This window comes from Marinoscillum sp. (assembly GCF_040222955.1).
Classification (GTDB): domain Bacteria; phylum Bacteroidota; class Bacteroidia; order Cytophagales; family Cyclobacteriaceae; genus Marinoscillum.
Window position 1 is genome coordinate 391790 of sequence record NZ_JAVKCA010000021.1, and the last position, 7437, is coordinate 399226.

Annotated in this window: 7 protein-coding genes; 5 read left to right on the plus strand and 2 right to left on the minus strand. The window is 48.2% G+C overall.

From position 1 onward, the window contains the following. Positions 1 to 87: 87 nt before the first annotated feature. From RIH33_RS19370 to RIH33_RS19385, 4 genes are all read left to right on the plus strand, one after another. Positions 88 to 1398, plus strand: a complete 1311-nt coding sequence (locus RIH33_RS19370) for an ammonium transporter (RefSeq protein ID WP_406651303.1) — start codon at positions 88 to 90, stop codon at positions 1396 to 1398. 6 nt (positions 1399 to 1404) lie between these two features. Next, positions 1405 to 1749 (plus strand): P-II family nitrogen regulator, encoded by a 345-nt coding sequence (locus RIH33_RS19375; RefSeq protein ID WP_406651302.1) that lies wholly within the window; start codon positions 1405 to 1407, stop codon positions 1747 to 1749. 355 nt (positions 1750 to 2104) lie between these two features. Then, the gene (locus tag RIH33_RS19380; protein ID WP_406651301.1) at positions 2105 to 2614 is read left to right on the plus strand and encodes a hypothetical protein; all 510 of its coding nucleotides are present in this window, start codon (positions 2105 to 2107) and stop codon (positions 2612 to 2614) included. A gap of 644 nt (positions 2615 to 3258) precedes the next feature. Next, positions 3259 to 5037, plus strand: a complete 1779-nt coding sequence (locus RIH33_RS19385) for a discoidin domain-containing protein (protein ID WP_406651300.1) — start codon at positions 3259 to 3261, stop codon at positions 5035 to 5037. Between the two features lie 62 nt (positions 5038 to 5099). Here the strand turns inward: RIH33_RS19385 and RIH33_RS19390 are convergent, their stop codons facing one another. Together RIH33_RS19390 and RIH33_RS19395 are read right to left on the minus strand one after the other, a co-directional pair. Then, positions 5100 to 5429: an antibiotic biosynthesis monooxygenase family protein gene (locus RIH33_RS19390; RefSeq protein ID WP_406651299.1), complete on the minus strand. Its 330-nt coding sequence runs from the start codon at positions 5427 to 5429 to the stop codon at positions 5100 to 5102. A gap of 3 nt (positions 5430 to 5432) precedes the next feature. Further along, positions 5433 to 6047: a DUF2867 domain-containing protein gene (locus tag RIH33_RS19395; RefSeq protein ID WP_406651297.1), complete on the minus strand. Its 615-nt coding sequence runs from the start codon at positions 6045 to 6047 to the stop codon at positions 5433 to 5435. 198 nt (positions 6048 to 6245) lie between these two features. On the opposite strand from RIH33_RS19395, the gene RIH33_RS19400 reads away from it, so the two are divergent. Further along, positions 6246 to 7031: a hypothetical protein gene (locus RIH33_RS19400; protein ID WP_406651295.1), complete on the plus strand. Its 786-nt coding sequence runs from the start codon at positions 6246 to 6248 to the stop codon at positions 7029 to 7031. The last annotated feature ends 406 nt before the right edge of the window (positions 7032 to 7437 follow it).

Consider the following 7437-nt stretch of genomic DNA (forward strand, 5'->3'; position numbering starts at 1 on the left):
ATTGAAAATCTGTTCAAAGAATTCACGAAATATTATTTCATTTTTATCAAATTCGCATAAACATTTATCAAATCAACCTTACAATAAGTGAAGAAGATCTATTCCTTAATGTTCCTTCTTTTTGGCTATCAGTCTTTTGCGGGAGATGAAGCGGCCATCGATACAGGAGCCACCGCCTGGATGCTGACATCCACCACCCTTGTATTGCTCATGATCCCCGGACTTGCCATGTTCTATGGCGGCCTGGTGCGAACCAAAAATGTACTGGGCACCATGATGCACAGCTTCACGGCCATGGGCATTATGACCCTCCTCTGGGTCATCTGCGGATACAGCATGGCTTTTGGGCCTAATATACTTGGCGGGTGGTTCGGCTGGAGCCCGGACTACTTCCTGCTGCAGGGCATTGATGATGTCATCACCGACGGCATTCCTGAATATGTTTTTGCCATGTTCCAGGGGAAGTTTGCGATCATCACCCCTGCCATCATTGCCGGGGCTTTTGCGGAACGTATTTCTTTCAAGGGCTACTGCATTTTCATTGCTGTTTGGGGCATACTGATCTACAATCCTCTTTGTCACTGGGTGTGGGCGTCAGACGGGTACCTGTTTAACCTGGGGGCAGACGGGGCCATCGATTTTGCAGGGGGTACTGTGGTACACATCAGCGCGGGAATCAGCGGGCTGGTGGCAGCCCTCTATCTGGGCGCAAGGAAACAACACCCACACCTGCCGATGCAGCCAAACAACCTCGTCATGACCATGATTGGGGTGGGCTTACTTTGGGTGGGCTGGTTTGGCTTCAATGCCGGCAGTAGCATAGAGAGTGGATTGAGCACCGCTCAGGCCCTCACGGTCACACAAATAGCAGCGGCAGCGGGTGCCCTTGCATGGATATTAATTGAAGGTTTTCATCAGGGCAAGGCAACGGCCCTTGGGTTTGCGTCAGGTATTCTGGCAGGTTTAGTGGCCATCACACCGGCTGCTGGTGTGGTACAACCCATGGGAGCCATTGCCCTGGGGATCTTCTCCAGTGGCATCTGCTACCTGGCCATTATGATCAAAAACAAACTCGGATATGACGATACACTGGATGCGTTTGGCATACACGGAGTGGGTGGTATCGTGGGTGCATTGCTGCTTGTTTTCTTCATCCGCGATAGCTGGATGGAAGACGCTGCCGGACTGGCCGGTGGCACCTGGGGCGTCATAGATCAGCTGGGCGTACAGGCTTTGGCCATTCTTATTGCCCTGGCATACGCCGGAGTGGGTACTTTGTTGATACTCTTTGTACTGAATAAGATAGTTCCGCTCAGAGCGACAGAAGAAGCCGAAATGAAAGGACTGGACAGCTCCTACCATGGAGAAAAAGGATATGGAATGATTAACCCTAGCTAAACGAACATGAAACTAATAATTGCAATCATCAGAGAAAATCAACTCGATCAGGTCCGGGAGTCGCTTATAGAGGCCGGGATTGCCAGAATCACGGTTAGTAACGTATCGGGGCATGGCAGGAGGATCACCGAAGAGATTTACCGGGGGCAGAAGGTCATCCCCACTATGGTTTCCAACATCCGGCTGGAGATCGCTGTAAACGATGAGTTCAAAGAGAGAACCATAGAGGCCATCACAAGAGCCACCGAATCCAATGATGGAGAGATGGTAGGAAGCGGTAAAATATTCGTGGTTCCGCTCGAGGAATGCATCCGTATTCGCACGGGCGAAAAAGGCAATGCCGCTATCTGATAAAGATTGAACACCAAGAGACTGGAAAGGTCGTTTCGGACTGCTCGTTGAGCTGCTCGGAACGACCTTTTTTAATAGTACGCTTTCATGAGTTAATTCTTCTGTTTTCATGCCAAATATGCAGAGCACACCAATAGGTTTGGCCATAACCATTTAACATGATAAACGTTTGATTCACAGTATTTATCGCTAAATTTACAACCCATGCCTTCTGTAGAACTATATAGCTCATTCTTGGAATTGAAGTCCGAAAGAACTGATCGTCCACTTTCAGCTAAGGAAAAAGAACGTCAGCATCAGGCCGCGCAATCATTAGGGCTAATCAAGGTCAAAAAATGATTAAAAAGTCCAGCTCATGGAAAAAGATCTGGCTCAGGGAATCAGAAAATTAGGTCGGGCACTCAATAGCAATAAAGTTGATTACATGTTCATAGGGGGTGTAGCCATTAGCTTTTATGGTACACCCAGAGCATCGGTGAACATGCCACCAGGCATTGAATATGATGTTGATGTTTGGTACATGGCGACTAACCATAATTTCACAAGGCTCATTCGCGCGATTTCAGAAATCTCTCCCGAACTCGAAAGTGATCTATCCAAAATGATATTTGATCCAAAGAAAACCTTTATCAAATTTCGTGTTGACCAATTCCATTTTGATTTCCTTCCGGAACTGGTAGCCTTTCAGCACAAAGACTTTGCAAAATGCTATCTCAACAAAGAGGAAGGAATAATTGAGGGCACAAAAATCAATATCATTTCCAAAAATGATCTTATTCTGGATAAACAGAAGTTGGGCCGGGATAAAGATTTAGCGGACATTGAAAACCTCAAATCTAAATCTTACAAGGGTTTCTCGAGATAGCACCATCTCGTTCGAACTTGCATCCAAATAAAGTTAAGCTCGCCTTTAAGGAGCATTACCTCCCCATTCTGTCATGGTTGTGAGAACCGTCATTCCCGCGCAGGCGGGAATCTCATCTAGTAAAAGGCTTCCAGAAAAATCCGTCGGAAAAGCATTGCCTTCCCATCTGTCATGGTGAGCCTGTCGAACCATCAGACAAGGTGGCGAGGTTGGATGTCATTTGTATCCTCTTTGTTAGCATTGTCCTATCCTTCGACGGAGCTCAGGATGACAATGCTTAAGCTCAGCCTGGCATTATATTGCTCTTCGACAAAGCTTAGAGTTACAGTACATAACAAATTACAAAACCCAGAACTACGCACACTCCGAATGACAATCACAACACGAGCCCATATGAAAATGTCATACCGAACTCCATCGAAGCATCATACCTTTTCACTTCCTATACCCAAGCAATCAGGCCAGAAACTCTCCATGGCAAGAGAAGTACAGTTATAGGTCTACAATCATCCAAACCTCTGGTCTGTCCAGGGGGTGACTCCCTCGGAGGAATTGATCCCCTGTACATTTAGATACAAATCCAGATGCTCAATTTTCGCGGACCGGATCTATCACTAAACCGTAAATCATAAAAGAAATCAATAATGAAGCGATCACTACTCATCATCGCCCTTCTTTTCGCAGCAGCGCAATACACCTATGCACAAGCACCGGACACCTTTGTCCATCCGGGAGTGCTCAGCAGTCAGGCAGAACTGGATGCTTTGAAAGATGCTGTCCAAACCAGCAATGGCAGCCCGCAGGTGGCTGGTTATGCCCGAATGGCTGACGAAGCACTGGGAAACCTGGACTATACCCCTACTCCATATGCCAACGTACATGTGATCGCCTCCGGCGTGGGCGATGAGGAGCGCGCCTTTCGTCAGGATGCGCATGCCCTGTACATTCATGCCATCAAGTGGGTGGTGACCGGGGATGATGCCCACCGCGATAAGGCCATTGAAATCGCAGATGCATGGGGAGAGACCTTTGAGTCCCTGATTCCCGAGGAGAACAAGCCCAACCAACCTACCCTGGAAGCTTCCTGGGCTTTGCCCATTTGGATAGCCGGAGCTGAAATACTCAAATACTACGACCAAGGGATTTCAGGCTGGTCCTCCACAAGTTTTGAAACTTTCGTACAAAAGGTACTGGTCTACGTCAACGGCCCTATCTACCAAACGGCCAACTGGCTTATCTCCAAAGACCTTTCGCTCATGTCGGCGGGTGTTTTCCTGAATGACGCTGCGCTCTACAATGAGGGTTATAACCACGTGACCAGCCAGATCGATGATATCAGCACCACCGGTCAGATCCCGGAGCTGACCCGGGACTTTGTACACTCACAATACGTCCTGATCGGTCTGGCGCAATGTGCCGAGGTAGCTTATCAGCAGGGTAACGACGGCCTCTTTACCCATTCGGATGCCCGGTTGCGTACCGGTGCAGAGACTTATACGCTTTCGGTATTGGGTCAAACCTCACCCAGCTACCACAGCAGTTCGCAATGGGCCCGACACAGTGCACCATATGAAATTTTACTCAAACGCTATACGGAGCTGGAGCTACCGGTACCCGTAGTCCAATACTATGTCATTGCCCAAAACCGTCCGGAAGACGGTAGTGAAGACCACTTTGTAGGTTGGCTGAGTGCGACACACGCCATAGAAGCAGAGGCTGGTGAAGCGCCTGTGAGCGAAGGACAGGAAGAAGTGCCCGGCAACCTGGCCTTTAACCAAACAGCAAGCGCCTCTGAAGTACCGCAACCAGAAAATCCACCAGCTGGTGCAGTGGATAACAACACACTCACCCGCTGGTCTGCGCAGGTCTATCCGCAGTGGCTGGAAGTGGACCTGGGCGAAGTGAAAGTCGTAGGCAAAACGGAAGTAATCTTCTTTGAAGACCGGGCGTACAAATACCTGATAGAGGTGAAAAAATCTGCGGCGGATGACTACACCCAGGTGGTGGACCGCACCGGCAATACCACACCCGGGAGTGTAGAGGCCCCGGTCACTGATGAGTTTACACAGACACAGGCCAGGTATGTGCGGATCACCATCACGGGCGCCTCAGGATACACCGGCGCCTGGGTGAGTGTCACTGAATTCCGAATATTCGAAGGGAATGAAGTCATATTGGGCGTTGGGGACAAAGGGCAATACAATGTCTTCCCTAACCCAGCTACGGACACCTTTACAGTGGAAAAGGCCTATAACCAAACCGTGAGTCTGTACAACCTGTCCGGGATGGAACTAATGAAAAAGTCCGCCGGGGTGCCCAAACACTTCGATATATCAGGCCTGCCGGAAGGACTGTATTTCCTGAAAATCCTCTCACCCGATCAGAGGGTAATAGAAACACGAAAACTGATCAAAAGAAACTAAGCTGCAAAAAGCAAATAACCAGCCGAGCGCCTGTAGGCGCTCGGCTGGTTATATAAGAATACTTAATCGTTTCTAATGATTTCGAATTGCCCCGGGGAAACCTCTATGGGCAGTGGAAATCCTTTACCCAGCACCTTCATGCTATCCGCATTCAGTCCCTCCTCGTTTTCAAATCCACTGTTCACCACGGATTCAAATGACTCATAGGAGTCCCACACCACTATATTCACAAAGTTGAACTTATTGTTGCGGCTAATCGCGCGATAAAAGGTGGAGCTCACAAAACCAGGTTTTGATTTAAAATATTCAACATAGACATCCCTGATTTTTAAGGCTTCATTTTCGTGCCCTTCAGGCACTTCTATTGAATTGATGACACTTATTTGCTTCATTGATTATTGATCATGTTTTGATTCATTGGTAAAGCGTTCCCACTTTTTCTTAGCCGCCTGCATCATGGCCGGATACACAATCCACAGCCGGAAGGGTTTGATCAGGGCCATATAAAATCGTCCAAACGCACCTTTTGGCTTCACATAGACGGCCATGTGAACCACCCATATGCTGCCTTCCGACACCCTGCTGATATGCAGGGCAGCTTCCACCGTTTTGTTGGCTATTTCGGAGAGGAATTCATTCTCCAGCTGATACACAGGAATAAAATCACCCGTGCCCGGATCTGGCAGCTGGGCAAAGGTCAGCTGCTCCCGCTCGGCATACCGATGACGAAGCGTGCCCGGAATCAGGTGATCTACCCGCTGCTGATCATCCCAGTGAAACAGCTTTCCCAAAAACAACCTGAACCGAAACAGCAGGCCTGCAAGTCCTTTACCAGACAGTTGATCGCCAGCGGATTTAAACAACTTCAAAAACTGATCGAGGGAGTGCCCGGGTTGGAGAATGACCGGAAAACGCCACACATCCTCCAGTTCATAATCCGACAACAGATCATGAACCCTCAATGGGTGCCTGAGGTGCTCCTCCGGGCTTATTTTTATCTTTTGAGACATAGGGTGGTGACTTTCACTGCTAAATTAATTGAGAAAAACTTACCCAACCGTTTCATAATACCACCACCTCTCCTTTCTACAACTGTCCGCCCATCTGACACAGGTTTATCACCGCCCAAATAAATCCGGCCCTACTTGCTCAGCTACTCCCAACCATTTTCGACCATCAGGCGTCTCTAGCGGAATAAAAATCGCATAATGAAAACATACGCCCGCCTCAACAAGGTAATGATGGCCTCCCTACTCCTGGCCTTTGGATGTAAGGATGATGGTTTGTTCAACAAAGAAATTGACAACACGCCAGCCAAAATAAAAATCCTCTACCCTAAAGCCAATACGGTGAACTACATCACCTCCGTTGGGTACGCCGATTACATGGTTTTCCTGCTTTCAGACCCTGAGAAAAACGGGAAACAATTAACCGTAACGGGAATCGGCACGGTGTCTCTGGAGCTCAATGATAACCCCATCTACTATGATGAGGTGCCGGATACGCTATTTGGCCTCTCCCCCATTATTTACGCCAATGGTGACAACCTGATCCAGCTGCATGTGGAAGTAGAGGACAAGGGCGACCGCAACACATTTAGCGATCACACTTTCAGTTTTACCATGGTGCCGGATAATGCTTTCATTACCAACCCACAATTCACGAAGACAGAAGACCTCAGCATTGAATTCGACGTGCACACTTTCTCAAAAGACCTGGGCTCAGTCGTGTCTTTCAACTTTACCACCGTGGATGTGAATGCCGGGGCTATTTACAACTTTGGGCAACACGAGTACTACAGCTATATGAGTGAAATAAACTGCAACAACTGTAATACCCCACAGCCTGCACTCACGTCACATTTCAGCACCAATATAGTGGGGAAGAACATCAAAAGTGGGGAGAACCTCTACGTCCACATCTATGTGATCGACCATAAGAACTCCAATGGCTCACATACCAACTACCGCTATCCGCTTGGAGTCATTCCTTAAGTGGGGATGACCATACATAAGGTTGCAATGGCGGAAAATTGATCAACCCAAATCACTGTTACTAAAGATTCCGGTATTTATCCATCGCTGTGCTTTGTCCAAAACCGGAATGACTAACGGGGAAAAAGGTCATTCCGGTTTCTGAGGCACGAAGAATACCGGAATCTCATAGTTAATTCGGAGTAGCCTCTAGATGTTTTGGCCGGATAGTTAATGAGAACCTGCTGCGTCTCGCTTGTTATAGACCGCTCGAGCAAGGGCGGGGGTGTAATTTTGTTCGTCGTTCCTGATTTAATTCCCTCAAGCCGGGAAGGCTGTTACTTTTCCTTGATGAAAAGTAACCAAAAATCATGACAGAATGATCACTCCCGACCCTATCCGATCAGTATCGGGGCCATCGCACGCC